This is a genomic window from Streptomyces sp. NPDC059787, assembly GCF_042732315.1.
GTDB classification, from domain to species: Bacteria; Actinomycetota; Actinomycetes; order Streptomycetales; family Streptomycetaceae; genus Streptomyces; species Streptomyces atrovirens.
The window spans coordinates 157,167-181,066 of the sequence record NZ_JBHWHX010000014.1 but is presented as its reverse complement, the minus strand read 5'-3'; the positions used below and the strand labels follow the sequence as shown (position 1 = coordinate 181,066).

Annotated in this window: 22 protein-coding genes and 1 pseudogene; 7 read left to right on the top strand and 16 right to left on the bottom strand. The window is 71.5% G+C overall.

Annotation, left to right across the window (positions count from 1 at the left end):
• Positions 1 to 4 precede the first annotated feature (4 nt).
• The 4 genes from ACFV5H_RS16515 (at position 5) to ACFV5H_RS16500 (ending at position 4,293) form a co-directional block, all read left to right on the top strand.
• A complete protein-coding gene (locus ACFV5H_RS16515) occupies positions 5 to 1,090 on the top strand; it encodes a prephenate dehydrogenase (protein ID WP_385053840.1) in 1,086 nt (361 codons plus the stop codon).
• Positions 1,091 to 1,181: 91 nt separating this feature from the next.
• Positions 1,182 to 2,246 carry a biotin/lipoate A/B protein ligase family protein gene (locus tag ACFV5H_RS16510; protein ID WP_385195367.1) on the top strand — a complete coding sequence of 355 codons (1,065 nt, stop codon included), beginning with the start codon at positions 1,182 to 1,184 and terminating at the stop codon, positions 2,244 to 2,246.
• 183 nt (positions 2,247 to 2,429) lie between these two features.
• Entirely contained in the window at positions 2,430 to 3,095 is a 666-nt protein-coding gene (locus ACFV5H_RS16505; RefSeq protein WP_385053845.1) for a hypothetical protein, read from the top strand.
• Between the two features lie 346 nt (positions 3,096 to 3,441).
• Positions 3,442 to 4,293 carry a CAP domain-containing protein gene (locus ACFV5H_RS16500; RefSeq protein ID WP_385195364.1) on the top strand — a complete coding sequence of 284 codons (852 nt, stop codon included), beginning with the start codon at positions 3,442 to 3,444 and terminating at the stop codon, positions 4,291 to 4,293.
• 12 nt (positions 4,294 to 4,305) lie between these two features.
• Here ACFV5H_RS16500 and ACFV5H_RS16495 read toward each other — a convergent pair whose 3' ends face one another.
• The 6 genes from ACFV5H_RS16495 to ACFV5H_RS16470 form a co-directional block, all read right to left on the bottom strand.
• Positions 4,306 to 5,826 (bottom strand): NCS1 family nucleobase:cation symporter-1, encoded by a 1,521-nt coding sequence (locus tag ACFV5H_RS16495; RefSeq protein WP_385053850.1) that lies wholly within the window; start codon positions 5,824 to 5,826, stop codon positions 4,306 to 4,308.
• A 22-nt stretch (positions 5,827 to 5,848) separates the two neighbouring features.
• Positions 5,849 to 6,850 carry a TIGR03842 family LLM class F420-dependent oxidoreductase gene (locus ACFV5H_RS16490; RefSeq protein ID WP_385053853.1) on the bottom strand — a complete coding sequence of 334 codons (1,002 nt, stop codon included), beginning with the start codon at positions 6,848 to 6,850 and terminating at the stop codon, positions 5,849 to 5,851.
• Between the two features lie 11 nt (positions 6,851 to 6,861).
• A complete protein-coding gene (hydA, locus tag ACFV5H_RS16485; protein WP_385195361.1) occupies positions 6,862 to 8,265 on the bottom strand; it encodes a dihydropyrimidinase in 1,404 nt (467 codons plus the stop codon).
• 85 nt (positions 8,266 to 8,350) lie between these two features.
• The gene (locus ACFV5H_RS16480) at positions 8,351 to 9,637 is read right to left on the bottom strand and encodes an aspartate aminotransferase family protein (RefSeq protein ID WP_385053858.1); all 1,287 of its coding nucleotides are present in this window, start codon (positions 9,635 to 9,637) and stop codon (positions 8,351 to 8,353) included.
• The gene (locus tag ACFV5H_RS16475; protein WP_073931194.1) at positions 9,634 to 10,476 is read right to left on the bottom strand and encodes a nitrilase-related carbon-nitrogen hydrolase; all 843 of its coding nucleotides are present in this window, start codon (positions 10,474 to 10,476) and stop codon (positions 9,634 to 9,636) included. Before ACFV5H_RS16475 ends, ACFV5H_RS16480 begins: the two co-directional genes overlap by 4 nt.
• 156 nt (positions 10,477 to 10,632) lie before the next feature.
• The gene (locus ACFV5H_RS16470; RefSeq protein ID WP_385053862.1) at positions 10,633 to 10,902 is read right to left on the bottom strand and encodes a helix-turn-helix domain-containing protein; all 270 of its coding nucleotides are present in this window, start codon (positions 10,900 to 10,902) and stop codon (positions 10,633 to 10,635) included.
• A gap of 69 nt (positions 10,903 to 10,971) precedes the next feature.
• Between ACFV5H_RS16470 and ACFV5H_RS16465 the strand changes: the two are divergent.
• Positions 10,972 to 11,190 (top strand): annotated as a pseudogene (locus ACFV5H_RS16465) (type I methionyl aminopeptidase); the annotation flags it as partial.
• 523 nt (positions 11,191 to 11,713) lie between these two features.
• A complete protein-coding gene (locus ACFV5H_RS16460) occupies positions 11,714 to 14,242 on the top strand; it encodes an ATP-dependent Clp protease ATP-binding subunit (RefSeq protein WP_385053864.1) in 2,529 nt (842 codons plus the stop codon).
• A gap of 48 nt (positions 14,243 to 14,290) precedes the next feature.
• Here the strand turns inward: ACFV5H_RS16460 and ggt are convergent, their stop codons facing one another.
• Positions 14,291 to 16,099 carry a gamma-glutamyltransferase gene (gene ggt, locus ACFV5H_RS16455; protein ID WP_385195358.1) on the bottom strand — a complete coding sequence of 603 codons (1,809 nt, stop codon included), beginning with the start codon at positions 16,097 to 16,099 and terminating at the stop codon, positions 14,291 to 14,293.
• Positions 16,100 to 16,251: 152 nt separating this feature from the next.
• Here ggt and ACFV5H_RS16450 point away from each other — a divergent pair, with 152 nt between their 5' ends.
• Entirely contained in the window at positions 16,252 to 17,007 is a 756-nt protein-coding gene (locus tag ACFV5H_RS16450; RefSeq protein WP_385053870.1) for a hypothetical protein, read from the top strand.
• 270 nt (positions 17,008 to 17,277) lie between these two features.
• Here ACFV5H_RS16450 and ACFV5H_RS16445 read toward each other — a convergent pair whose 3' ends face one another.
• The 9 genes from ACFV5H_RS16445 to ACFV5H_RS16405 all read right to left on the bottom strand — a co-directional run bounded on the left by ACFV5H_RS16445 (position 17,278) and on the right by ACFV5H_RS16405 (position 23,776).
• Positions 17,278 to 18,021: an amino acid ABC transporter ATP-binding protein gene (locus ACFV5H_RS16445; RefSeq protein WP_385053873.1), complete on the bottom strand. Its 744-nt coding sequence runs from the start codon at positions 18,019 to 18,021 to the stop codon at positions 17,278 to 17,280.
• 145 nt (positions 18,022 to 18,166) lie between these two features.
• The gene (locus ACFV5H_RS16440) at positions 18,167 to 18,574 is read right to left on the bottom strand and encodes a DUF6278 family protein (protein WP_385195356.1); all 408 of its coding nucleotides are present in this window, start codon (positions 18,572 to 18,574) and stop codon (positions 18,167 to 18,169) included.
• A gap of 74 nt (positions 18,575 to 18,648) precedes the next feature.
• On the bottom strand, positions 18,649 to 19,428 hold the full coding sequence (locus ACFV5H_RS16435) for an exodeoxyribonuclease III (protein WP_385053878.1): 780 nt from the start codon (positions 19,426 to 19,428) through the stop codon (positions 18,649 to 18,651).
• A gap of 52 nt (positions 19,429 to 19,480) precedes the next feature.
• Positions 19,481 to 20,116 (bottom strand): MBL fold metallo-hydrolase, encoded by a 636-nt coding sequence (locus tag ACFV5H_RS16430; RefSeq protein ID WP_385195353.1) that lies wholly within the window; start codon positions 20,114 to 20,116, stop codon positions 19,481 to 19,483.
• A 55-nt stretch (positions 20,117 to 20,171) separates the two neighbouring features.
• Positions 20,172 to 21,470 (bottom strand): 4-carboxymuconolactone decarboxylase, encoded by a 1,299-nt coding sequence (pcaC, locus tag ACFV5H_RS16425; RefSeq protein ID WP_385195350.1) that lies wholly within the window; start codon positions 21,468 to 21,470, stop codon positions 20,172 to 20,174.
• Between the two features lie 32 nt (positions 21,471 to 21,502).
• Positions 21,503 to 21,742 carry a hypothetical protein gene (locus tag ACFV5H_RS16420; RefSeq protein WP_385053885.1) on the bottom strand — a complete coding sequence of 80 codons (240 nt, stop codon included), beginning with the start codon at positions 21,740 to 21,742 and terminating at the stop codon, positions 21,503 to 21,505.
• A complete protein-coding gene (locus ACFV5H_RS16415) occupies positions 21,739 to 22,431 on the bottom strand; it encodes an SDR family NAD(P)-dependent oxidoreductase (protein ID WP_385195347.1) in 693 nt (230 codons plus the stop codon). Before ACFV5H_RS16415 ends, ACFV5H_RS16420 begins: the two co-directional genes overlap by 4 nt.
• A 130-nt stretch (positions 22,432 to 22,561) precedes the next feature.
• Positions 22,562 to 22,885, bottom strand: coding sequence for a putative quinol monooxygenase (locus ACFV5H_RS16410; RefSeq protein ID WP_290006461.1), 324 nt, complete (start codon positions 22,883 to 22,885; stop codon positions 22,562 to 22,564).
• 66 nt (positions 22,886 to 22,951) lie between these two features.
• On the bottom strand, positions 22,952 to 23,776 hold the full coding sequence (locus tag ACFV5H_RS16405; protein ID WP_385195345.1) for an alpha/beta fold hydrolase: 825 nt from the start codon (positions 23,774 to 23,776) through the stop codon (positions 22,952 to 22,954).
• Positions 23,777 to 23,900 lie beyond the last annotated feature (124 nt).

The following is a 23,900-nucleotide window of genomic DNA, read 5'->3' as shown; positions in this document are numbered from 1 at the left end:
CCCGATGAAGACCGCCCTGGTCATAGGAACCGGACTGATCGGCACGTCCGCGGCCCTGACGCTCGCCGGGCGCGGCGTCACCGTCCACCTGACCGACCACGACCCGCACCGGGCCCGGACGGCGGTGGCCCTGGGCGCCGGCAGCGACCAGCCGCCGCCCGGCCGCGTCGATCTCGCGCTCGTGGCCGTGCCGCCCGCGCACACCGCACCGGTGCTGGCCGAGGCCATGCGCGCGGGGGTGGCGCGCGGTTATGCCGACGTCGCCAGCGTCAAGGGCGGGCCCCGGCGCGAGCTGGAGGACCTGGGCCTCGATCTCCGCTCGTACATCGGCACGCATCCGATGGCGGGCAAGGAGAATTCGGGCCCGCTCGCGGCGAGCGCCGATCTCTTCGAGGGCCGGCCCTGGGTGCTCACCCCGGTGCCGGACACCGACACCGAGGTGCTGAACCTCGTCCTCGAACTGGTCGCGCTCTGCCGCGCCGTGCCCGTCGTCATGGACGCCGCCGCCCACGACCGGGCCGTCGCCCTCGTCTCGCACACGCCCCAGCTCATCTCCTCGATGGTCGCCGCCCGGCTGGAGGCCGCGGACGAGACGATGGTGCGTCTGTGCGGCCAGGGCATCCGCGACGTGACCCGGATCGCCGCCTCCGATCCCCGGATGTGGATCGAGATCCTCTCCGCCAATCCCGGGCCCGTCGCCGAGGTGCTCGCGGGGGTGGCGGCCGACCTGGAGGAGACCGTCGAGTCGCTGCGGGCCCTGCAGTCCGCCGACGAGGCCAAGCGGCGCGGCGGCGCGGCGGGCATCGAGGACGTCCTGCGCCGGGGCAACGCGGGCCGGGGGCGGGTGCCGGGCAAGCACGGCGAGGCGCCCGCCGCCTACGAGACGGTGGCCGTCCTCATCAGCGACCGGCCGGGCGAACTGGCGCGGATCTTCGCGGACACCGGACGTGCGGGGGTCAACATCGAGGACGTGCGCATCGACCACGCGACCGGCCGACAGGCGGGGCTGGTACAGCTCATGGTGGACCCCGCGGCGGCTCCCGCCCTGAGCGCGGCCCTCGGCGAACGCGGCTGGTCGATCCACCACTGACGGGGCGGGGCCCGCCCCGGGGCCGCGCGGGCGCGGAACATCCCCGCCCCCGTCGGTGTTGGTGTCCACGGCAGCGGTGAAAGGCGGAGTCGTGCACGGTGAGTACAAGGTTCCCGGCGGCAAGCTCGTCGTCGTGGACGTGGACGTGGAGGACGGCGTGCTGCGCCGCGCGCGGGTGGCGGGCGACTTCTTCCTCGAACCCGACGAGGCGCTGGACGCCGTGAACCACGCCCTGGACGGCGCCCCCGCCGACACCGACGCCGCCGGTCTGGCCGCGCGGATCGACGCGGCCCTCCCCGAGGGGACCGTGATGTACGGGCTCACCTCGGAGGGCGTCGGCATCGCGGTGCGCCGCGCGCTCGCGCACGCCACCGACTGGACCGACTACGACTGGCAGGTGGTCCACGAGGGCCCGCAGCCGCCCGCCCTGCACATGGCACTGGACGAGGTGCTGACCGCCGAGGTCGCCGCGGGCCGGCGTCCGCCGACGCTGCGGGTGTGGGAGTGGGGCGCCCCGGCGGTGATCATCGGCAGCTTCCAGTCCCTGCGCAACGAGGTCGACGCCGAGGGCGCCCGGCGGCACGGCATCGAGGTGGTGCGCCGGATCTCCGGCGGCGGCGCGATGTTCGTGGAACCCGGCAACACCATCACGTACTCGCTGTCGGTGCCGGAGGCGCTGGTGCAGGGGCTGTCGTTCCAGGACAGCTACGCCTACCTCGACGACTGGGTGCTGGGCGCGCTCGGCGAGATGGGGATCCGGGCCTGGTACCAGCCGCTGAACGACATCGCCACCGACCAGGGCAAGATCGCGGGTGCCGCGCAGAAGCGGATCGTGGGCCCGGACGGCGGCCCCGGCGCGGTGCTGCACCACGTGACGATGGCGTACGACATCGACGCCGACAAGATGCTCGACGTGCTGCGCATCGGCCGGGAGAAGCTGTCCGACAAGGGCACCAGGAGCGCGAAGAAGCGGGTGGACCCACTGCGCCGGCAGACCGGTCTGCCGCGCGAGGCCGTCATCGAGCGGATGATCGACTCGTTCCGCGCCCGGTACGGGTCGGCGGACGGCAAGGTGACGGACGGGGAGCTGGCCCTCGCGGAGGAACTGGCACGGACGAAGTTCACCACGCCGGACTGGACCGCCCGCGTGCCGTGAGGCGCGCAAATCACCTCTTCGCGGGGGGAATTGAGGCAAGACGGCACCTCCAGCGGTACGTACCTGTCACCGCCCCTGCACGGAGCGAGTTGACCCTTCCCGCACCGCAGGAACGCGTGTGACACTGGCGTCCCGTCCGCTGTGCGGGCCCCCTTCCGCACCGTCCCCCACGAAGAGTGCGCCGTGCGTTCCTTTCCTCTGCCGATCGCCCTGACCGCGCGCCTGTCCCCGGTGGTCGTCCTCGCCGCGGCCGGCTGGGCGCTGTCCTCCGGCCCGCTGGCCGCGCCGCCGGAAGCCGCGGACCGGCCGACCGGGAAGACGAAGACCCAGTCCGCGTCCGCCCCTTCGCGGACACAGGTGGCGAAGACGTACACCGCCGCGCCGGAGCCCTGCGACAGCATCGCCGAGAAGAGCGTCAAGTCCCTTGTTCCGGGCGCCAAGACGGCCGGCAAGGAGATCCGGTCCACGGACTCGAAGCTGCGCCGCACCTGTTCCTGGAACGCGCTCAAGGGCTACGAGTACCGCTGGCTCGACGTCTCCTTCGAGGTGCTGGAGTCGGACGAGGCGGCGGAGCGGTCGTACCAGGGGCGGCTGGAGGACAAGAGCGGCGGGGGCACGGTCCCCGGGCTCGGGAACGCGGCGTACTCCGTCGTGAACCTCACCACCGAGGACAAGCAGCAGACACGCGAGGGCGTGGTGGTGGCCCGCGCCTCCAACGCGCTGGTGATCGTGACGTACAACGGCAGCGACTTCGAGTCGAAGAAGGCGCCGAGCACGGACGAGATCAACAAGGGCGCCATCAAGGCCGCGAAAGAGGCGGTGGCGGCCCTGGAGAAGAACCGGAATTGATGGTTCCGTGACATCTGTCACACGAGTCGGCGATCTGTTCGGGTCGCTTAGTAGGACTCCCTCCGGCGACATAGGAGACTTGTCCGTCTTGCCGTGAATGCGGAACGGGCTCCGGCGGGTGGTGATCCGGTGGGAAGCCGAGCGTCACGCCTTCTTCGCCGTGCGGGGGTTTCTGACGGGGCGGCAGGCGCCCCGGAGGGCCCCTGGCGGGCAGGTCGGCACGGTCTCCCGCCTGCCGCAAGGCCCCCACCGGTCTACGAGGCGCAGTAGTAGAAGAGCCCTTTGCGCCCGGCGCCGGGGCGTCCCAAGAATGACCAGCCTCCGGACAGCAGGGGTGAGGTCACGCATGGGAAAGCATCGCCATCAGAAGCAGTACCGGCGGACGGTCGTCGCGGCGGTCGCCGTAGGAGTCATAGGCATACCCTCGGTCGCCATGGCCTGCACGGACTGGCCCGACGAGGGACAGCGGCAGGACCGGGGCACGGCGGCCGAGGACAGATGGGGCGGCCCCGACTGGTACAACCAGTGGGGCAGCCGGCAGCACGGTGAGCCGACGCCCGTACCGTCGGACACGCCGACCGCCACCGCGAGCGCCTCGAAGCCCGGTACGCCGAAGGACAGCGGCGCGAAGCCGTCGCAGAAGCCGAAGACGAAGGCCCCCGAGGCAGCCGCCTCCAAGCCCGCTTCCAAGCCCACCGCCAGGCCCACGGCCGCGGCCCCCAAGCCCACCACGGCGGCTCCGAAGCCCACGACCGCGGCTCCGAAGCCCACCACGGCCTCCCCGGAGCCCACCACCGCGGCCCCCGGGCCCGCCGGTGCCTCCGGTGCCGTCGCCAAGGTCGTGGAACTCGTCAACGCCGAGCGTGGCAAGGTCGGTTGCTCCCCGGTGAAGGTGAACGCCACCCTCACCAAGGCCGCGCAGGACCACAGCAAGGACATGGCGGCGAGCGGCAGCATGTCGCACACCGGGTCGGACGGCTCCTCCCCCGGCGACCGCATCACCCGCGCCGGTTACAGCTGGAGCACCTACGGCGAGAACGTCGCCTACGGCTACTCCACTCCCGAGCAGGTGATGGCCGGCTGGATGGCCAGCCCCGGTCACAAGGAGAACATCCTCAACTGCGCGTTCAAGGAGATCGGTGTCGGTCTCGCCCAGCCGGGCTCCTACTGGACCCAGGACTTCGGCACGGCCCGGTAGCCCCCGGTACGCTCACGCGCGCCGGTGGCCCGCCATCAGCGCGACGTACACGACGAGCGACGCCGCCAGACCCACCGCCCAGCCGTAGTCCGCGAGGGGCTTCAGGAAGGGGATCAGCCCGTCCTCGGGGAAGGGACCCTTCCCCGGGGCCGAGTGGGAGCCGCCCACCGCGAGCACCCCGCCGACCAGAAAGGCGGCGACGGCGCGCAGGTTCCAGCCGGAGGTGTACCAGTACCGCCCTCCGGGCGTGTACAGGTCGGGCAGGTCAAGGGCGGTGCGGCGGACGATCCAGTAGTCGGCGACGAGGATCCCGGCGACGGTGCCGAGGAGCCCTCCGACCAGTCCGAGCCAGGTGAAGATGTACAGCTCGGGTGTCCCGGTGAGCTTCCACGGCATGATCAGCACGCCGACGACACCGGTGACCAGCGCACCGGTACGGAAGGTGATCAGTCGCGGCGCCAGGTTCGCCAGGTCGTACGCCGGTGACACCACGTTCGCCGCGATGTTCACCGAGATGGTGGCGACGAGCACCGTCACCAGGGCGAAGAGCAGTCCGAAGACGTTGTCGGTCTTCCCGGCGAGTGCGACGGGGTCCCACACCGGGGCCCCGTACACCGCCTGGCTGCCGGACGTCACGAACACCGACAGCAGCGCGAACAGCGTCATGGTGGTGGGCAGTCCGAGCGTCTGGCCCCACACCTGGGCGCGCTGTCCCGCGCCGAAGCGGGTGAAGTCGGGGATGTTCAGGCTCAGGGTCGACCAGAACGCGATCATGCCCATCAGGGACGGGAAGAACACCGGCCAGAAGTCGGCGCCCCAGCCGAGCCGGGACGGCTGGTCGAGCAGTGGTCCGAGACCGCCGGCCTTGTTCGCGATCCAGACCAGCAGCACCAGCGCGCCCACGATGACGAACGGCGCGGCCCAGTTCTCGAACCGGCGCAGGGTCTCCATGCCCCGGTGGATGATGGCCAGTTCGAGCGCCCAGAACAGCACGAAGCACACCCACAGCGTCCACGGCTGACCGCCGACCTCGGACGCCTCCGCCCAGCCACCGAACAGCTTGCCCAGCAGGACGAAGACGCCCTGGCCGCCGATCCAGGTCTGGATGCCGAACCAGGCGCAGGCCACCCCGGCCCGGATCAGCGCCGGCAGGTTGGCGCCGCGCAGCCCGAACGAGGCGCGGGCCAGCACCGGGAACGGGATGCCGTACTTGGGGCCGGCGTGACCGGTCAGCAGCATCGGCGCGAGCACGATGACGTTGGCGAGCGCGATGGTGAACACGGCCTGCTTCCAGTCCATGCCGAGCGCGACGAGACCGGAGGCGAGCAGCCAGGAGGGGATGTTGTGCGCCATCCCGACCCACAGGGCGGTGAAGTTGTACGTCGTCCAGCGACGGCGGGCCAGCGGCACGGGCAGCAGGTCGTCGTTGACGAAGCGGCTGTCGGTGAGGGTGGTGCCCGGCGGGAGCTCGACGCGTCCCGCCGGGTCGGTTATGGGTGGGCCGGACGGCGTGGGCGGGACGGTCGCGGTCATGGGCGTGCCCCTTCGGCGAGGACTACTGGTGGAGTGCCGGGATGATCTCCGCGCCGTACGCGTCGATCGTCGTCTCCTGCGCGTCGTGCATGTCGTACACGGCGAACTGGTCCACGCCCAGCTCCCGCAGTGCCCGCAGCTTCTCGATGTGCGCCTCGGGCGGGCCGAGCAGACAGAACCGGTCGACGATCTCGTCGGGGACGAAGTCCGTGGACGGGTTGCCGGCCCGCCCGTGGTGGCTGTAGTCGTAGCCGTGCCGTTCCTTGATGTACGACGTCAGCGCCTCGGGGACCAGGCCGGAGTGCTCGCCGTAGCGGGCGACCAGGTCGGCGACGTGGTTGCCGACCATGCCGCCGAACCAGCGGCACTGTTCACGGGCGTGCGCCAGGTCGTCGCCGACGTACGCGGGTGCGGCGACGCAGACGGTGACGGACGCGGGGTCGCGCCCCGCCTCCGTGGCGGCGGCGCGTACGGCCTTCACCATCCACTCGGTCAGGTACGGGTCGGCGAGCTGGAGGATGAAGCCGTCGGCCTTGCGTCCGGTGAGGGCGAGCGCCTTCGGACCGTACGCGGCCATCCAGACGGGCAGCTTCCCGTCCCGCACCCACGGGATCCGCAGCGGCTGCCCGTCGACCTCGGCCTCGCGTCCCTCGGCGAGGTCGCGGATCGCGTCGATGGCCTCGCCGAGGCGGGCCAGGGTGTTGGGCCTGCGTCCGGCGACGCGCATCGCGGAGTCGCCGCGGCCGATGCCGCAGACGGTGCGGTTGCCGTACATGTCGTTGAGGGTGGCGAAGGTGGAGGCGGTGACCTCCCAGGTGCGGGTGCCCGGGTTGGTGACCATCGGGCCGACCTTCAGTTTCGTGGTGTTGGCCAGGATCTGGCTGTAGATCACGAAGGGTTCCTGCCACAGTACGGCGGAGTCGAAGGTCCAGCCGTGGGTGAAGCCGTTGCGCTCGGCGCGCTTCATCAGGCTGACGACCCGTGCGGCCGGCGGGTCGGTCTGCAGGACGAGTCCGAAGTCCATGCGCGGCTCTCCTAGGTGAGGTACTGGCAGGTGGACCGCGGGGTGTAGACGCCGTGTCCGGCCCGCCCGGTGTACTCCCGGTCGGTGATGACGGGGATCCCGCGCGAGAGGACGGTCTCGACGCGGCCGGTGACCCGCTTGCCCTCGTAGGCCGAGTAGTCGACGTTCATGTGGTGGGTGCCGGCGGACATGACCTGCTCCGCGTGCGGGTCGTAGATGACGACGTCGGCGTCGGCGCCGGGCGCGAGGGTGCCCTTCTTCGGGTACAGGCCGAACATCCGGGCCGGGGTGGCGCAGGCGATCTCGATCCAGCGGCGGCGGGAGATGTGTCCGTCGAGGACGGCCTGGTGGAGCAGGTCCATACGGTTCTCCACGCCCGGGAGACCGTTGGGGATCTTGGAGAAGTCGCCCCGGCCGAGTTCCTTCTGGCCCGTGAAGCAGAAGGGGCAGTGGTCGGTGGAGACCACCTGGAGGTCGTTGGTGCGCAGGCCCCGCCACAGCGCGGCCTGGTGCTCCTTGGGCCTGAGCGGGGTGCTGCACACATACTTGGCGCCCTCGAAGTCGGGCTCGGCGAGGTTGTCGGTGGAGAGGAACAGGTACTGCGGGCAGGTCTCGCCGAAGACGTTCAGCCCCTCGTCGCGGGCGCGGGTCAGCTCGGCGACCGCCTCGGTCGCGGAGACGTGCACGACGTACAGCGGGGCGCCGGCGACCTGGGCGAGCCGGACGGCACGGTGGGTGGCCTCGGCCTCCAGAAGGGCCTTGCGGACCTCGCCGTGGTGGCGGGGGTCGGTCTCGCCCCGGGCGAGGGCCTGTTCGACGAGCACGTCGATGGCGATGCCGTTCTCGGCGTGCATCATGATCAGCCCGCCGTTCTCGGCGGAGCGCTGCATGGCGCGCAGGATCTGGCCGTCGTCGGAGTAGAAGACTCCTGGATACGCCATGAACTGCTTGAAGGACGTGACACCTTCTTCCACCAGAAGGTCCATTTCCTTCAGTGTCCCGGCGTTGACGTCCGAGACGATCATGTGGAAGCCGTAGTCGATGGCGCAGGTGCCCTCGGCCTTGGCGTGCCAGGCGTCCAGGCCCTGGCGCAGGGACTGGCCGACGCTCTGTACGGCGAAGTCGACGACGGTGGTCGTACCGCCCCAGGCGGCGGCCCGGGTGCCGGTCTCGAAGGTGTCGGAGGCGAAGGTGCCGCCGAACGGCAGCTCCATGTGGGTGTGGGCGTCGACCCCGCCCGGGATGACGTACTTGCCGGTGGCGTCGATGGTCCGGTCGGCGGTGAAGGCGTCGGCGGCCGGGGTGGCGGAGGCCGCGAGGGCGGCGATCCGGCCGTCCTCGATCAGGACGTCGGCGTGGATCTCGTCGGAGGCGGTGATGACCAGGCCACCACGGATGACGGTACGGCTGCTCATGGTGCTCCCTCTCTACGAGCTTCTGCGAGCTCTGCGAGCCGGTGCTACGACCTCTACGAGCTTCTGCGAGCTCTGCGAGCCGGTGCTACGACGTGCTCCGCAGGGCGCGTTCGAGGATCTCGGCGCCTTCCTCGGCCTCCGCGACGTTGAGGGACAGCGGCGGGGCGACGCGCAGGGCGCTGGTGTTGTGGCCGCCGCCCTTGCCGATGAGCAGGCCGCCCGCACGGGCCGCCTCCAGGACGGCGGACGCGGTCGCCGGATCGGCCTCGTCGGTGCCGGGTTTCGCCAGCTCGATGCCGATCATCAGCCCGCGCCCGCGCACCTCGCGGACGGCGGGGACATGGGCGGCGGCGGCCCGCAGCCGCTCGATGAGCAGGCCGCCCACCCGGCGGGCGTTGCCCTGGAGGTCGTGCTCCAGCAGGTAGTTGAGGTTGGCGAGGCCCGCCGCCATGGTGATCTGGGTGCCGCCGAACGTCGAGATGCTGTTGGCGTCCAGGCAGTTCATGATCTCGGCGCGGGCGACGACCCCGCCGATGGACATGCCGTTGCCGATGCCCTTGGCGAAGGTCAGCATGTCGGGCGGTCCGCCGCGACCGTGCGCCTGCCAGCCCCAGAAGTGCTCGCCGGTGCGGCCCCAGCCGGTCTGCACCTCGTCGGCGATCCACAGGATGCCCCGCTCGTGCAGCACCTCGCGGAAGGCCGCGTACAGTCCGTCGGGCGGCGAGGTGAAGCCGCCGACGCCCTGGATCGGCTCGGCGATCAGTGCGGCGGGCGGGCGGGTGTGGCCGAGGACGTCCTTCAGGTCGTCGACGCAGGCCGCGACGAAGTCGTAGTCGTCGAGCGCGGCGAACGGGCCCCGGGTGCGCACGCCGCCGTGGACGTAGAGCGTCTGGAGCGGGGAGAGCGAGGTCGGGGACCAGCCGCGGTTGCCGGTGATGCCGACCGAGCTGAAGGAGCGGCCGTGGTAGCTGTTGCGCATCGCCAGGATCGTGTTGCTGTTCCGGTAGGCGGTGGCGAGCAGCAGGGCGGTGTCGTTGGCCTCGGTGCCGGAGGTGGTGAAGAAGACCCGGGCGTCCGGGATGCCGCTCAACTTAGCGATGCGCTCGGCGAGTTCCACCATCTGCCGGTTGAGGTAGAGGGTGGAGGAGTGGACGATCCGGCCGGCCTGGTCGCTCACCGCCTTGGTGACCTCGGGCAGGGCGTGGGCGGTCATGGTGGTGAGGATGCCGCCGAAGAAGTCGAGGTAGCGGTTGCCGTCGGAGTCCCAGACGTGGCGGCCCTCGCCGTGGGTGATCTCGATGGGCTCCTCGTAGTAGAGGGCGAGCCAGTCGGGGAGCACGGACCGGTGGCGGCCCAGGAGGTCGTCGGTCACGGCCGCACCAGCCCCTCGTAGGCGTCGGGGCGGCGGTCGCGGTAGAAGGCCCACTGCTGCCGCACCTCCTCGATGAGGTCGAAGTCCAGGTCGCGGACCACGAGTTCCTCCTTGCTGTCGCTGGCGACGTCGCCGACGAACTGTCCGCGCGGGTCGACGAAGTACGAGGTGCCGTAGAAGTCGTTGTCGCCGTACTCCTCCACGCCCACGCGGTTGATCGCGGCGACGAAGTACTCGTTGGCGACGGCCGCCGCGGGCTGCTCCAGCCGCCACAGGTGGGACGAGAGGCCGCGGTGCGTGGCGGACGGGTTGTAGACCAACTGGGCGCCGTTGATGCCGAGTTGCCGCCAGCCCTCCGGGAAGTGGCGGTCGTAGCAGATGTAGACGCCGACCTTGCCGACGGCGGTGTCGAAGACGGGCCAGCCGAGGTTGCCGGGCCTGAAGTAGAACTTCTCCCAGAATCCCTTGACCTGCGGGATGTGGTGCTTGCGGTACTTGCCGAGGACGGTGCCGTCGGCGTCGATCACGGCGGCGGTGTTGTAGTAGTAGCCCGACTGCTCGACCTCGAACACCGGCACGACGATCACCATGCCGGTCTCACGGGCCAGCTCCCGCATCCGGTGGACGGTCGGCCCGTCGGGCACGGGCTCGGCCCAGCGGTAGTGCTCGGGATCCTGGACCTGGCAGAAGTAGGGGGCGTTGAACACCTCCTGGAACCCGATGACCTTCGCGCCCCGCCGGGCCGCCTCACGGGCGTGCTCCTCGTGTTTCGCCAGCATGGACTCGGTGTCACCGGTCCAGGTGGCCTGGACCAGAGCGGCACGTACGACGTTGGCCATGAGCTGCTCCTTCGACACGACGTCAGAGCCTCTACGCCCGTAGAAACGGCCGTAGAGGGACGAACGTAAGCCTCTCGGGCGGCCTTGCCAAGACCATCGTCGTGAACCCGCTGGGTCGGTCGTGTTTCAGCACTCCTGTGGGTGAGCCCGCCGGACTCAGGCGGCGACCGGAGCCTCCGGCGCCGTGGGCGCGCAGCGCCCCACCAGGTCGTCCATCGACAGGCCGAGCGCGCCGGCCAGCGCGGCCACCGTGAAGAAGGCCGGGGTCGGGGCGCGCCCCGTCTCGATCTTGCGGAGGGTCTCCGCGGAGATGCCGGCGTTCGCCGCGATCTCGGTCATGCTGCGGCCGCCGCGCGCCTCGCGCAGCAGCCGGCCGAGCCGCTCGCCGCGTTCGCGCTCTTCGGGGGTCAAGGGGGTGCGTACCATGACACCCATTCTAATACCGGTACAGTAATTGGCACGGTGGAGCTGAAGACCGGCACATCGATCGATGCCATGTACGAGGCGGGCCAGGTCGTCGCGAACACGTTGACGGCCGTACGGAAAGCCGCCGACGCGGGCGTTTCCCCGCTGGAGCCGGACCAGGTGGCGCGGAACGCGCTGCGCGCGGCGGGTGCGACCTCGCCCTTCCCGGGCTACCGGCCCTCCTTCGCGCCGACCCCGTTCCCGGCCGTGATCTGCGCGTCCGTCAACGACGCGATCGCGCACGGCATCCGCGCAGCCCACGTGGAACACACGGTGGCGATCCCGCAGACGGGCCCCGCGTCCTCACAGCCCGCCTTCCGTAACCGCGGTCAGCCGCTGCCGCCGCCCCACGCTCCCGCGGGCAGTCGTGCCGCTGGGGCGACGGGGGTCCCCCGCTCGAGCGAAGCCGGGAGCGGGGGGAGGGTGGGCGATGGGGTACCTCCCAGGCCGTTCAGGCACTGGGGGAGGCACCCCGCCAGCGCCGGGCCGCGCGAACCCACCTCCGCCCGACACCCGCACGGGCAGCCGCTGCCACCGTCCACCGCGGGCGGGGCCTACCTCCCCAGCGCCTCAACGGCCTGAGAGGTACCCCAGGGCGGCACGGGTGGGCGCGGGCGGCACCCCGCGAACGCCGGGCCGTGCGACCCACCCCCGCACCACCCCAAGAAGCTGGACATGCCCGCCCAAACAGATCGTGTCATCGTGGGCATGAGCGAGCCCCGACCGGGTTACCCGGCCCCGGCACGTCGACCCAGCGAAGGAACGGATGACGATGACGAGTGGTTTCGTCGGCCCGGAGGGCGACCCCTTCGCAGAATTCCTCTCCCGCTTCTTCGGCGGGCCACGCCCCCGCCAGATCGACATCGGCCGACTCCTCAGCCAACCCGCCCGCGAACTGGTCCGCGGCGCCGCCCAGTACGCAGCCGAACACGGCAGCCGTGACCTGGACACCCAGCACCTCCTGCGCGCCGCCCTCTCCGCCGAGCCGACCCGGAGCCTGCTCAGCCGGTCCGGCGCGGACCCCGACTCCCTGGCGTCCCAGATCGACGACCGCTCCGGCCCCGTACAGCACGGCCCGGGCGAGGCCCCGCCGCCGACCTCGCTGTCCCTCACCCCCGCCGTCAAGCGGGCCCTGCTGGACGCGCACGAGATGGCCAGGGCGTCCGGCGCCGGCTACATCGGCCCGGAGCACGTGCTCACCGCTCTCGCCGCCAACCCCGACTCGGCCGCGGGGCACATCCTCAACGCGGCCCGCTTCGCCCCCTCCGGCCCGTCCGAGGCCCCCGAGGCCCCACAGCCCCGCGCCGAACGGCCCCGCCCCGCAACCGGTACGCCGACCCTCGACAAGTACGGCCGTGACCTCACCGCGTTCGCCCGCGAGGGCCGTATCGACCCGGTGATCGGACGCGACGACGAGATCGAGCAGACCGTCGAGGTGCTCTCCCGGCGCGGCAAGAACAACCCGGTGCTGATCGGTGACGCGGGCGTCGGCAAGACCGCCGTCGTGGAGGGGCTGGCCCAGCGGATCACCGAGGGGGACGTGCCCGACGTACTCCTCGGACGGCGCGTGATCGCCCTGGACCTGACGGGGGTCGTCGCCGGTACCCGCTACCGGGGCGACTTCGAGGAGCGGATGAACAACATCGTCGAGGAGATCCGGTCCCACTCCGACCGGCTGATCATCTTCATCGACGAGCTGCACACCGTCGTCGGCGCCGGGGGCGGAGGCGAGGGCGGCTCGATGGACGCCGGCAACATCCTCAAGCCGGCCCTCGCCCGCGGCGAGCTGCACATCGTGGGCGCGACCACCCTGGAGGAGTACCGCCGGATCGAGAAGGACGCGGCGCTGGCCCGCCGCTTCCAGCCGATCATGGTGCCCGAGCCGACACCCGCGGACGCGATCGAGATCCTGCGCGGCCTGCGGGACCGGTACGAGGCCCACCACCAGGTCCGCTACACCGACGAGGCGCTGCTCGCGGCCGTGGAGCTGTCCGACCGCTATCTGAGCGACCGCCGCCTCCCGGACAAGGCCATCGACCTGATCGACCAGGCCGGCGCGCGAGTGCGGCTGCGGGCCCGGACCAAGGGCACGGACGTACGGGCCATGGAACGCGAGGTCGAGCAGCTGACCTGCGACAAGGACCAGGCGGTCGCCGACGAGCAGTACGAGCAGGCCACGCAGTTGCGGGACCGCATCGTAGAGCTGAAGCAGCGGATCACGGACGCCGGCGGCGACGACGAGGTCGACGAGGGGCAGAGCCTGTGGGTGGACGCCGAGGCGATCGCCGAGGTGGTGGCCCGGCAGACGGGCATCCCGGTCAGCCGCCTCACCGAGGAGGAGAAGGACCGGCTGCTGGGTCTGGAGCAGCACCTGCACCAGCGGGTCGTCGGCCAGGAGGAGGCGGTGCGCGTCGTCTCGGACGCGGTGCTGCGCTCCCGCGCGGGGCTCGCCAGCCCCGACCGGCCGATCGGCAGCTTCCTGTTCCTCGGCCCGACGGGAGTCGGCAAGACGGAGCTGGCGCGGGCGCTCGCCGAGGCGCTGTTCGGCAGCGAGGACCGGATGGTGCGCCTCGACATGAGCGAGTACCAGGAGCGGCACACGGTGAGCCGGCTGGTGGGCGCCCCGCCCGGCTACGTGGGGCACGAGGAGGCCGGTCAGCTCACCGAGGTGGTGCGCCGGCACCCGTACTCGCTGCTGCTGCTCGACGAGGTGGAGAAGGCCCATCCGGACGTCTTCAACATCCTGCTCCAGGTCCTCGACGACGGCCGGCTGACCGACTCGCAGGGCCGGACGGTGGACTTCACCAACACCGTGATCGTGATGACCAGCAATCTCGGCTCCGAGGTGATCACCCGGCGCGGCGCGACCCTGGGTTTCGCCTCCGGCGGCGCGGACGCGGACGAGGAGGCGCGGCGGGAGCAGATCCTGAGGCCGCTGCGGGAGCACTTCCGGCCCGAGTTCCTCAACCGGATCGACGAGATCGTGGTCTTCCGCCAGCTGACCGCGGAGGAGCTGCGGCGGATCACCGACCTGCTGCTGGAGAGCACCCGGCGCGGGCTCAAGGGGCAGAACGTCTCGGTCGACTTCACCGACGCGGCCGTGGACTGGCTGGCCGAGCGCGGCTACCAGCCCGAGTACGGTGCCCGGCCGCTGCGCCGCACCATCCAGCGGGAGGTCGACAACCAGCTCTCCCGGCTGCTGCTGGACGGCCGGGTCCGGGAGGGCGGCCGGGTGACGGTGGACACGGAGGACGGGCGCCTGGTGTTCCGTACGCAGGAGACACCGGCACCCGAGCTGTGAGCCGAGCGGGCGGGGGCGCCCCCCGGACGGGGCGCCCCCGCCGTGTGCCTAGCGCGTCGGACGGACCACCATCGCCGATCCGCCGCCCCGGCGGACCTTCTCCGCAGCCGCGAGCCATGTGCCGTCCGGCAGCCGCTGTACGGCCGTGGCCGCGCCGATCTCCGGGTTCTCCCGGAAGGAGTGCCCGACGGCCTCCAGGCGCTGCCTGACCTCACTGTCGTACAGGCCGGGTTCGAGGTCCGTCAGCGCCGTGTTGCGCTGGCTGGCGCGCGGCGCGGCGATCGCGTCGACCAGGGGCAGTCCGCGGTCGAGGAACCCGGTGAGGGTCTGCAGGACGGTGGTGATGATGGTGGAGCCGCCGGGCGAGCCGAGCGCCACCACCGGCCGGTCGTGCCGGTCGAGCACGATCGTCGGCGAGATGGACGACCGGGGCCGCTTGCCGGGGCCCGGCAGGTTCGGGTCGTGCACGGCGGGGTCCGCCGGGGCGAAGGAGAAGTCCGTCAGCTCGTTGTTGAGCAGGAATCCGCGGCCGGGCACGGTGATGCCGCTGCCGCCGGTCTGCTCGATGGTGAGGGTGTAGGCGACGACGTTGCCCCACCGGTCGGCGGTGGTGAGGTGCGTGGTGTTCTCGCCCTCGTACGTCGTCGGGGCGGCCTCGCCGCCGCTCGCGCAGGGCTCCGGGTCCCGGGGGTCGCCGGGGGCGAGGGGGCTGGTGAGGACGGCGTCGTCCCTGATGAGGCACTCACGGGAGTCGGCGAACCGCTGGGAGAGCAGTTCCCTGGTCGGTACGTCCTCGAAGGCGGGGTCGCCGACCCAGCGCCCCCGGTCGGCGAACGCGATGCGGCTCGCCTCGATGAAGCGGTGCAGGTACTGGGCGTCGCTCGCCTCGGAGAGGTCGGTGCGCTCCAGGATGTTGAGCGCCTCGCCGACGGTGGTGCCGCCGGAGGAGGAGGGCGCGATGGAGTAGACGTCCAGGCCGCGGTACGAGGTCTTCGTGGGCGGCTGGAACTTGGCGCGGTAGGCCGCGAGATCGCGTTCGGACAGCTCGCCGGGCCGGGCGTTCCAGCCGGAATCCGGGTCCACGGGCGGCTTGTCGACCGTCCGCACGATGTCCCGGCCGATGTCGCCCCGGTACAGGGCGTCGACGCCCTCGCGGCGCAACTCCTCGTAGGTGCGGGCCAGATCGGGGTTCTTGAAGGTGGAGCCGATGACCGGGAGTTCGCCGCCCGGCAGGAACAGCTCGGCCGTGTCGGGGAAGTGGCGGAAGCGGGTCTCGTTGGCGGCGGTCTGCGCGCGGAAGGTCTCGTCCACGGTGAAGCCGTCGCGGGCGAGGCGTTCGGCGGGCTTCAGGACCGTTCCCAGGCCCCGCTCGCCCCACTTGTCGAGCGCCCGCTGCCAGGTGGCGGGCGTGCCGGGGGTGCCGACCCCGAGCCCGCTGCTGACCGCTTCGGCGAACGGGATCGGCTCGCCGTTCTCCAGGAACAGTCCGGAGTCGGCGGTCAGCGGGGCCGTCTCACGGCCGTCGAGGGTGTGCACGGTGCGCGAGCGGGCGTCGTAGTAGACGAAGTAACCGCCTCCGCCGACACCGGCCGAGTAGGGCTCGGTGACGCCGAGCGCGGCGGCCGTGGCGACGGCCGCGTCGACGGCGTTGCCGCCCTTCCTCAGGATCTCGATCCCGGCGGCGGAGGCGTCGGCGTCGACGCTGGAGACCGCGCCGCCGTGGCCGACGGCCACCGGGACCTTGGGGGTGTGCCGGGAGGGTGTCGCGTGCTGGGTCGGCGGCGGGGCCGCCCCCACCGACAGCACGGCGGCACCGACCGCCAGGACTGCGAGATTCCGTGCGACAGGACGACGCATCCGCACCTCCGGTAAACGGCTGTCCGCGCAGCCTAGTTCGTCACCGGGCTCCCGTCAGGGATGCCGAAGGGGTGTGCCGTCCCGTCGTCCGGTGGGCCCTGCGGCCTGCGTCTCGAACACGGGTTTGCGTGGGACCGCTAGCATGCGCGCCCATGAGTGACGACGTGCGCAACATCGTTCTGGGCGTGGTGGCCGCCGGCATCAGTGCCGCGCTGGGCTGGATAGCCCGTACCTACCTGTGGAGGCGGAAGCTCCGGCGCAAGCAGACGTTCTTCGGCCTGCCGGAGAACTCCGAGTGCCTGCTCGTCGTCAACCGCGATCCGGCGACGGCGGAACCGGCGGTGCACCGCTTCGACGTGTTCGCGCTCCTCGAGCTCTCCGCGCTGATCAAGGACTGCGGGGCGCATGTCCAGATGGTCACCCAGGACGCGGCCCACCAGGGCTTCGGCGAGCGGACCGAGTTCTGTGTGGGCGGGCCGGGGTCGAACCGGCGGATGGTGGCCCACATGGCGGCCATGCTGCCGGGGGTGCGGGTCAACGTCGACCCGGAGCCGGGCCCGGACCGGGGCGCCTTCCAGATCGGCTCCGAGCGCTACCGCATGGACCCGGGCATCACCGAGTACGTGCTGCTGGCACGGCTGACCGCGGGTGAACGGCGCGAGACGCGGCCGGTGTTCCTGTTCTGCGGTCAGCGCGCGATCACCAACCAGGCCGCGACCCGCTATCTCGCCCGCAACCACGAGCGGCTGGCCCGCAAGCACGGCTCGAACTCGTTCGTCCTGCTGCTGAAGGTGATCAACTCGCAGGCGTACGGCCCCGATGTGGTCGAACTGGTCGCGGATGTGACCAGGGTCGCGCAGACCGCGCTGCCGGCTGCCGCGCCGCGCACCGGTCACCGGGCGGACTGACCTCGTTCAGCACCACCCGTCCGGCGCGCAGCTGACCTTCTCCTCGCCGGCGTGCGACCCGTCGGGGTCGCGCCCGCCGCGCGAGCAGTGATCTCCGGCTGCCGCCGGACGGGTCCGGCCGATGTGATCCGCCGCCCCGTTGGACGTGGGGCGGTGGGCCCCTCCCGGTGGCGGTGTCCCCGCTCCTGGCGCGGAGTCCCCTCCCCCACCGGGATGAAGGGACCATCCTAGTCGAGGTCCGGACGGAGGGGTCTACGGGCGTCACCCCGTTCAGTGCTTGAGGATCTTGGAGAGGAAGTCCTTGGCCCGGTCGCTGTGCGGATCGCCGAAGAACCCGTCGGGCGTACGGTCCTCCACGATCCGGCCGTCGGCCATGAAGACCACGCGGTTGGCGGCCGAGCGGGCGAAGCCCATCTCGTGCGTGACCACGATCATGGTCATGCCCTCACCGGCCAGTTGCCGCATGACCTCCAGGACCTCGTTGATCATCTCCGGGTCCAGGGCCGAGGTCGGCTCGTCGAACAGCATCACCTTGGGCTCCATGGCCAGCGCCCGCGCGATCGCCACGCGCTGCTGCTGACCGCCCGAGAGCTGCGCCGGGTACTTGTCCGCCTGGCCGGCGACACCGACCCGGTCGAGGAGGGCGCGTGAGCGCCGGTCGGCGTCCTCCTTCTTGCGTCCGCGGACCTTCACCTGGCCCAGCGAGACGTTCTGCAGCACGGTCTTGTGCGCGAAGAGGTTGAACGACTGGAAGACCATGCCGACATCGGCGCGCAGCCGCGCCAGCGCCTTGCCCTCGTGCGGGAGCGGCTGTCCGTCGAGCAGGATCGTGCCGGACCGGATGGTCTCCAGCCGGTTGATCGCCCGGCACAGCGTCGACTTCCCCGACCCCGACGGGCCGATGACGACGACCACCTCCCCCCTGTCCACGGTGAGCCCGATGTCCTGGAGGACGTGGAGGTCCCCGAAGTACTTGTTGACGTCACGCAGCTCGATCAGCGGATCGACGGCCACACCCGTCCCTCCTCGTCCTCAGCCGTGCGGTGGTCGCCGCAACGTATCCGGGCAAGATCACCGGGAAGGCGCGACACGCACTCTTCGACCATTAGCCGTATTTACTCCGATCTGCCCGATTTGCACCGATTTACAAGCAGGGGCCTCACGCCTCCGCGACCTCCGCGTACAGCTGGGACAGCTCGGGCACGCCGTCGGCCGCCCACTCGTGTCCGGCGTCCACGACGTCGAACTCCCGCCCGGAGGCGATCCGTACGACCGGCTGCCCGTCGGCACGGATCTCCCAGGCGGCCCCCGGCACGGTGCGCACGATGACGGTGCCGAGGTACAGCCCCGCGTCGTTGCCCAGCCAGTTCGAGGTCTCCTCGTTGTCCCGCCAGCGCGGCACCAGTTGGTCCAACGCCTCCAACGAGGCCGGGGAGTCGTCGAGTCGGACACCCGCCCGGTCGGCCTGGGAGCGCAACAGTTCGCACTCGGCGAGGAGTTCCGCGATGCCCTCGGGATCGGGAACCCCTGTTTTCTGGCGCCGGTTGCCCAGGAAAGGGATGTTCATACCTCCAGCCTGTCATTCGTACCGTGTCGCGCACCACAGGCGCGCGGGGTCGGACGACGGCCGGCGGCGCCCCGCTACACGTCGAGGTCCACCACGACCGGCGCGTGGTCCGAGGCGCCCTTGCCCTTGCGCTCGTCACGGTCGACGTAGGAGTCCGTGACCGCCTTCGCGAAGGGCTCGTTGCCGTACACCAGGTCGATGCGCATGCCGCGGTTCTTGGGGAAGGCGAGCTGGCGGTAGTCCCAGTAGGTGAACGGGTGTTCGTACTTGAGGGGGCGCGGGACGACGTCGGAGAGGCCGGCCTCGCGCAGGGAGGCGAGGGCGGCGCGCTCGGCGGGGGTGACGTGGGTGGAGCCCTCGAAGTCGGCCCGGTCGTAGACGTCGTCGTCGGTCGGTGCCACGTTGTAGTCGCCCAGGACGGCGAACGGGCGGTCGCCCGCCGCGTCGCCGGCCACGGCGGCCTTCAGCGCCTCGAACCACTGGAGCTTGTACGCGTAGTGGGGGTGGTCCACCTCGCGGCCGTTGGGCACGTACACCGACCAGACGCGGACCGGGCCGCAGGTCGCGGAGACGGCGCGGGGCTCGACGGAGCCGTCGTAGCCGGGGTCGCCCGGCAGGCCCTTGACGACGTCCGTCAGGCCGACGCGGGAGAGCACCGCCACGCCGTTCCACCGGCCGGTGGCGTTCACCGCCGACTCGTAGCCCAGCTCGCGCACCTCCTCCACCGGGAACCTCTCCTCGGCGACCTTGGCCTCCTGGAGGCACAGCACGTCCGTGCCGCTGCTCTCCAGCCAGGCCAGGAGCCTCGGCAGGCGGGCGGTGATCGAGTTCACGTTCCAGGTCGCGATGCGCATGTTCCACAACCTACCCGGCACCTGTGACAACCCGCGCCCGCCGCCCGCCGGGTCACAGCTCGGCGGAGCCTCCCGGTGCGAGCCGCAGGTGTTCCGAGCCGCCGAGCGCGCCGATCTGACGGTCGTAGATCGGCCGGGCGAGGTCGGTGAGGAGGGCGTCGTGGATGTCGTAGGCGCGCGACGGCTTCACCTCGCGGACGTAGTCGATGACCTCGGAGATCTTGTTCCAGGGGGCCATGACCGGCAGCATCAGCGTCTCGACCGGCCGGTCGGGGACGGTGAGCGCGTCACCCGGGTGGAAGAGCTTCCCGCCGTCGACGAGGTAGCCGACGTTGGTGACGCGCGGGATGTCCGGGTGGATCACCGCGTGCAGCTCGCCGTGGACCTGTACGTCGAAACCGGCGGCGGTGAAGGTGTCGCCGTGGCCGACGGTGTGCACGCGGCCCGGGAAGGCCGCCGAGAGCTGCTCCGCGACCGACTTCAGGGTCCAGACCTCGGTGGCCGGGTTCACCTCCAGGGCGGCCCGCAGCCGACTCTCGTCGAAGTGGTCGGGGTGCTCGTGCGTGACCAGGACGGCGTCGGCGCCGAGGGCCGCGTCCTCCTCGCTGAACATCCCGGGGTCGAGGACGAGGACGCGTCCGTCCTTCTCCAGGCGGACGCAGGAGTGCGACTTCTTGGTGAGCTTCATGGTTCCATCCTGCCCCCGTCCCGTTCACGGCCGCGCGGAGCGCCCCCGGGGGCTCTCACTCCTGGGGCGTGGTCTCCTCGCGGACGACCTGCCGGGCCACCCGGAACGCGCTGTTCGCCGCCGGGATGCCGCAGTAGACGGCCGCCTGGAGCAGCACCTCCTTGATCTCGTCCGGGGTGAGCCCGTTGCGCAGGGCGGCCCGGGTGTGGAAGGCGAGCTCCTCCAGGTGGCCGCCGGCGACGAGGGCGGTGAGGGTGACGCAGCTGCGGGTGCGCCGGTCGAGTCCGGGCCGGTCCCAGACCTCGCCCCAGGCGTAGCGGGTGACGAGTTCCTGGAAGTCGCCCGAGAACGCGTCGGCCTCGGCCAGGATCCGGTCGACGTGCGCGTCACCCAGCACCTCCCGGCGGACCTTGATGCCGGTGTCGTACGCGTCGGGCCTGCCCTGCGGCTGCTGCGGTACGACGGGCGGGGCGATCTCCGCGACGGGCGCGAGCTGCGGCGGGGCGGCGGCCGGCACCGGATTCACCACCGCCGCGGGCAGGGCGGTCTGCCCGGTGACGGGCTCGAAGGCGGGCTGCCAGGCGGTGGAGAAGTGCCGCACCAGCAGATCGGTGACGGCGGCCGGCTGCTCCACCGGCACCAGGTGGGAGGCGCCGGGCACGACGGCGAGCCGGGCGTCCGGGATCCCGGCGACCAGCGTACGGGCCTCGGCGGGGCCGGTGACCTGGTCCTCGGAGCCGACCAGCACCAGGGTGGGCACGCCGACGCTGCCGAGTCCGGCCCGCACGTCGAACGAGGCGAGCGCCTCGCAGGCGGCGATGTAACAGCCGGGGTCGGTGGTGCGCACCATCTGCACGGCCCACTCGGTGATCGCGGGCTGGGCGGCGGCGAACCCGCCGGTGAACCAGCGCTCCGGCGAGGAACGGGCGATGGGGTCGAGCCCGTTCGTCCGTACGATCACCCCGCGCCGGCGGAACTCGTCCGCCGTACCGAAGCGGGGCGAGGCGGCGATCAGCGCGAGGGACGCGACCCGCTCGGGATGGCGCAGGGCCAGCTCGATCCCGACGGCACCGCCGAGCGCGCAGCCGGCGTAGCCGAAGCGCTGCACGCCGAGGCTCTCGAGGGTGACGAGCAGCCGCGCGGTGAGTTCGGCGACCGAGCCCGCGGGGTGGGCGGGGGCGCCTCCGTGTCCCGGCAGATCGAACCGGAACACACGCCACTGCTTCGTCAGCTCGGGAACCTGCCGGTCCCACATGTGCCATGTGGTACCCAGTGAGGGACCCAGGATCAGGACCGGAGCGTCTTCTGGCCCGTCAAAGCGGTATTGCAGGGTGTTCGGGGGTGTCTCACTCACGCCCCAGACCCTCTCACGTCTCACGGACGCCCCTATAACGCGGGGGCGTGGGAGACCGGTCTGACCAGGTTGAAGACCTCGCGGGCGACATACCGCTCGGGACATCGGATGTCCTCACGCCGGGTCTTGCCCTCCTGGGTGCGGCGTTCGTAGTACGCCTGGGTGCGTGGGTCGTGGCGCAGCCGGGTGAGGACGATGCGGTGCAGGGCGGCGTTCGCGCCGGGTGGGTGTGGTTGCCAGGACTGTCGCGGGGTCGGGCCTGCCGCCGTCACCAGGGGAGTGCGCCGGCGCGGTCGGTCACCGTGCCGGTGGGCGTGCCGGGCCCCAGGGTGGCGATACGCACCGCCGCCTCCGCGCCCTCCTCGACGCTCTGCCCGATGTGGCCGGTGAACTCGGTCGCGGTCCGGCCGGGGTCCACCGCGTTGAAGCGGACGTCGGGGATCGTCCTGGCGTACTGCATGGTCAGCATGGTGACCGCGCTCTTCGACGAGCCGTAGGCGGCGAGCGGATACCGCGACTCGACCCGCTCCGGGTCGTGGGTCAGCGTGAACGACCCCAGACCGCTGGTGACGTTGACGACGGACGGGGCAGTCGCCTTACGCAGCAGGGGCAGGAACGCGTGCGTGACGCGCACCAGGCCGAAGACGTTGGTTTCGTAGACGTGGCGGATCTGGTCGGCCGTCATGTCCTCGGGCGTGGTCACTTCGCCGAGGATCCCGGCGTTGTTGACGAGAATGTCCAGGTGGCCCGCCCGAGCGCGCAGCGTCTCGACCGCCGAGCCGACCGACGCGTCGTCGGTCACGTCCAGCTGGACGAACTCGGCGCCGAGCCGGTCGGCGGCCTCGCGGCCGTTCCCGGCGTCCCGGGCCCCTGTCCAGACCGTCTGGCCGGCCGCGACGAGGCGGCGTGCGATCTCGTGGCCGAGGCCCCTGTTGCCGCCCGTGATCAGTGTGGTCGTCATGTCGTGTCTCTCCTGTGCGTGTCGTCGGAGCGGGTGCTCCCGGAAAGCGGTCACCGGGAGCACCCAGGGGATTGGTTCCGCGGCGGTGTGCTCCGTCGGCGTCGGCCCCGACGTCGGCGGGCACCCTGCTCTAGTGGGCGGGGCGGAAGGGGCGCAGCAGGCGGATGCCGTCCTCGATGGATCCGTCGATCAGTTCGAGCATCTGCGGGACGAGTTCCCGCATCCGGGGCGCGGCGAGGTGTGCGTCGAGGTGGGCGCGTGTCTCCCAGCGTTCGTAGATGACGAACTCGCCGGGCCGGCCCTCGACTTCGTGGGCCTCGTAGTCGATGTTGCCGGGGTCGTTGCGCGAGGGGGTGACGGCGGCGGTGATGAACGCCTTGAGGTCGTCCTCCCGGCCCGCCTTCGCCTTCGCGTCCCAGACGACGGTGACGTAGCCGGTGGGTGTTGCGGTCATGGTGGTTCCTTCTCTGTTCCGTGTCGTGTTCCGTGCTGACGGGCTGTGTGCCGGTACCGAGCCGGGTCAGCTCTTGATGAAGTCGAGGAGGTCGGCGTTGACGGTGTCGGCGTTGACGGTGCACATGCCGTGTGACAGACCCGGGTAGACCTTCAGGACCGCGTCCCCGAGCAGCGTGATCGCCGGCTCGGCGGAGTTGGCGATCGGGACGATCTGGTCGTCGTCGCCGTGCAGGAGGAGCGTGGGCACGTCGACCGCCCGGAGGTCGTCGGTGAAGTCCGTCTCCGAGAACGCTCTGATCCCCTCGTGGTGCGCCTGCGCGCTGCCGGCCATCCCCTGGCGCCACCAGTTCTGGATGATGCCCTGGGAGACGTCCGCGCCGGGGCGGTTGAACCCGTAGAACGGCCCGGAGGCGATGTCGAGGTAGAACTGGGAGCGGTCGGTGGCCACGCCCTCGCGGAAGCCGTCGAAGACCTCCACCGGCAGCCCTGCGGGGTTGGATTCCGTCTGGACCATGAGCGGCGGGACCGCTCCGACGAGAACAGCCTTGGCGACCCGGCCGGCACCGTGCCTGGCGACGTACCGGGCGACCTCTCCGCCACCGGCGCAGTGGCCGACGTGGACGACGTCGCGCAGGTCGAGGTGCGCCACCACGGCGGCAGCGTCCGCCGCGTAGTGGTCCATGTCGTGTCCGTGGCCGACCTGGGCGGAGCGTCCGTGCCCGCGGCGGTCGTGGGCGACGACGCGGTAGCCCCGCCGGACGAGGAACAGTAACTGGGCGTCCCAGTCGTCAGAGCTCAGCGGCCAGCCGTGGTGGAACATGACCGGCCGGCCCGAGCCCCAGTCCTTGTAGAAGATCTCGACTCCGTCGCCGGTGGTGACGAACGGCATGGTCCGCTCCTCGTGGTCTCGCCCGGGTACCGGGCGGATTCGATGTCTCCACGAGAATGGCTCGGCGGCCGTGCCGACAGCCTCCGTCAGCTGACTGACATCCGGCCGACGGCTCGCTCACGTC